The 2,880-nt window shown below is 76.9% G+C and carries 2 protein-coding genes and 1 pseudogene; all 3 read left to right on the top strand.

What is annotated here, in order from left to right; translation table 11 throughout:
* Nucleotides 1–968 (top strand): aminotransferase class I/II-fold pyridoxal phosphate-dependent enzyme (locus tag H1A17_RS33870; RefSeq protein WP_194823795.1); only part of this gene is annotated, 968 nt, incomplete at its 5' end.
* 360 nt (nucleotides 969–1,328) lie between these two features.
* Nucleotides 1,329–2,030: a UdgX family uracil-DNA binding protein gene (locus H1A17_RS33865; RefSeq protein WP_194823794.1), complete on the top strand. Its 702-nt coding sequence runs from the start codon at nucleotides 1,329–1,331 to the stop codon at nucleotides 2,028–2,030.
* A gap of 178 nt (nucleotides 2,031–2,208) precedes the next feature.
* Nucleotides 2,209–2,880 (top strand): annotated as a pseudogene (locus H1A17_RS33860) (MFS transporter); the annotation flags it as partial.

Genomic DNA, 2,880 nt, shown 5'->3' with positions numbered 1-2,880 from the left:
CCGTCGGGTACGCCACGACCGGGGTGCACCCCGCCCTGGCCGAGGCCGCCCGCTCCCGGTTGGCCGCCGACGGGGTGCCCGCCGACGAGTTGACCGTGACCGGGGGCGCGCTCGACGGCATCGAACGGCTGCTCGCCACCCACCTGCGCCCCGGTGACGCGGTGGGCCTGGAGGACCCGGGCTGGGCCAACCTGCTCGACCTGGTCGCCGCGCTCGGGCTGCGGCCGGTCGGCTTCCCGGTCGACGACGAGGGGCCCGTCGTGTCCGGGGTGCACGACGCCGTCGCCCTCGGGGTGCGGGCGCTGGTGGTGACCAGTCGGGCGCAGAATCCGACAGGCGCCGCCGTCTCCGCCGGCCGGGCCGGGGAACTGCGTGCCCTGCTCGCCGGCCGCCCCGACCTGCTGCTGATCGAGGACGACCACGCCGCCGAGCTGTCCCGGCTGCCGGTGCACCCGCTGGCCGGGGCAACCCCGACCTGGGCGTTCGTCCGCTCGGTGAGCAAGCCCTACGGGCCCGACCTGCGGCTGGCGGTGCTGGCCGGTGACGAGGTGACGGTGTCCCGGGTGGCCGGCCGGGCCCGGGTGGGGGCCGGCTGGGTCTCCACCGTCCTGCAACGACTCGTCCTGTCGCTCTGGCGTGATCCGGCCACCACCGCCCTGGTCGACCGGGCCGCCGACGCCTACGAACGTCGCCGTCGCGGGCTGCTCGCCGCGCTCGCCGACCGGGGCGTGGCGGGGCACGGCCGCAGCGGCATCAACGTCTGGCTGCCGGTGCCCGACGAGACCGCCACGGTCACCGCGCTGCGCGACGCCGGTTGGTCGGTCGCGCCCGGCGGCCTCTCCCGGCTCGGCAGTCCGCCCGCCGTCCGGATCACGGTCAGCGCGCTCGACGACGCCGACCTCGTACCGCTGGCCGACGCGGTGGCGGCGGCGGTCCGTCCCGCCGGCCCGGTCGGTTTCACCGCCTGACCCGCGCCGTCGTCCTGCCCCCGCCCGGCTACCCGGGGGCGGGGGCCGGCGGCGTGGTCAATCCCGCCGGGCGTACGAAGATCTTCCGGCGGTAGACCGCACCGCCGGCCGCGTCCAGTTGGTAGCCCTCCATCTCACGGCAGCGCACGTACATCCTGATCAGCCGCCGGGTTTTCCCGCCTCCGGCCGCTGTCCTCAAGATGGGCCGGAGCTGGCTCACGTCCGATGTGGAGGCGCGGATCGCCGAGAAGCGTCCGCACCTGCTCGAAAGCGACGAGGAAGCGTAGGGACCCGCCGGGCGGACGGGACGCCCGGCGGGTCCCTCGTGGACTCCCGACGCGACCGGGTAGAACAGTCGCCATGGCCGAGCAGACCGACGCACCCGGTGCCCAGCAGTTCATCCCGCCGCAGGCCGGCACACTGGCCGAGCTGCGGGCCGCAGCCGCCGGTTGCCGGGGCTGCGGGCTGTACCGGGACGCCACCCAGACCGTCTTCGGCCGGGGCGACGAGAGCGCCCGGGTGGTGTTCGTCGGCGAGCAGCCCGGCGACCTGGAGGACCAGCACGGGCTGCCCTTCGTCGGTCCGGCCGGCCGGCTGCTGCGCCGGGCGGTCGACGACGCCGGCCTCGACCCGGCCCACCTCTACATCACCAACGCGGTGAAGCACTTCCGGCACGAGCTGCGCGGCCGGCGTCGTATCCACCAGACCCCGGACCGGGTGCACATCGTCGCCTGCCGGCCGTGGCTGGTCGCCGAGTTCGCCCGGCTCCGCCCCGACCTGGTGGTGGTGCTCGGCGCGACGGCGGCGAAGGCCCTGCTCGGCCCGACGTTCCGGGTCACCCGGCAGCGCGGCGAACTGCTGCCCTGGCCCGCCGCCGCCGAGCGTCCGGACGACTTCACCCGGGTCCCGGTGGACCGCGCCGGCACGGTCGCCGACGCACCCGCCGCCCGGGTGCTGGCCACCATCCACCCGTCGGCGGTGCTGCGCGCCGACAACCAGGACGTCGCCTACCGGGGGCTGGTGGACGACCTCACGGTGGCCGCCCGCGCCCTGACCGGCTGACCGCCGGGCCGCGCGCCCGGGAACTCCGGTCGTGCCCCGGAACTCCCGGCCGTGCCCGGATTCGGCAACCCCGGCCGTGCCCGGCTCCGGCGTACCCGGAACCCCGGCTCCACCGGGAACCCCGGTGCGGGCGGGCGGACGGCTGCGCGAGGATGGCCTCCCCGGACGAGGAGCTGCGATGACCGTCGACCTGCGCGTGCCCGCCCGGCCCGACGTCGCCCCGATCCAGCGAGGCACGTTGCGGCTGCTCTTCGCCACCCAGATCGTCGGTGGGGTCGGGGTGGCGATCGGGATCTCCGTCGGGGCGCTGCTGGCGGCCCGGGTCGCCGGCACCGCCGTGGCCGGGCTGGCGCAGAGCTGCGGGGTGGTCGGCGCGGCGCTGCTCGCCGTACCGGTCACCCGGATCATGAACGGGCACGGGCGGCGGCCGGGGCTGGTGGTGGCCTACCTGACCGGGGCGGTCGGGGCGCTGCTGGTGGTGCTCGCCACGGTCACCGGCGGGGTGCCGCTGCTCTTCCTCGGGATGCTGCTGTTCGGCGGCGGCACGGCGGCCAACCTCCAGGCCCGCTACACGGCGGTGGACCTGGCCGAGCCGGCCCGTCGGGGCCGGCAGCTCTCCCTGGTCGTCTGGGCCACCACCATCGGCTCGGTGGCGGCGCCCAACTTCGCCGCGCTCGCCGACCGGGTCACCCGGTCCTGGGGGCTGCCGTCGCTGGCCGGCCCGTTCGCGTTCAGCGCCGTCGCGTTCGGCCTGGCTGCGGTCGTACTGCTGCTGTTGCTGCGGCCAGACCCGCTGCTCACCGCGCGGCGGCTCGCGGCGGCCGACGCCGGGACGCCGCCGCCGGCCGGG

The organism is Micromonospora sp. S-DT3-3-22 (assembly GCF_015354745.1).
GTDB lineage: Bacteria > Actinomycetota > Actinomycetes > Mycobacteriales > Micromonosporaceae > Micromonospora > Micromonospora wenchangensis.
This window is presented reverse-complemented; position numbering and strand designations above follow the sequence as displayed.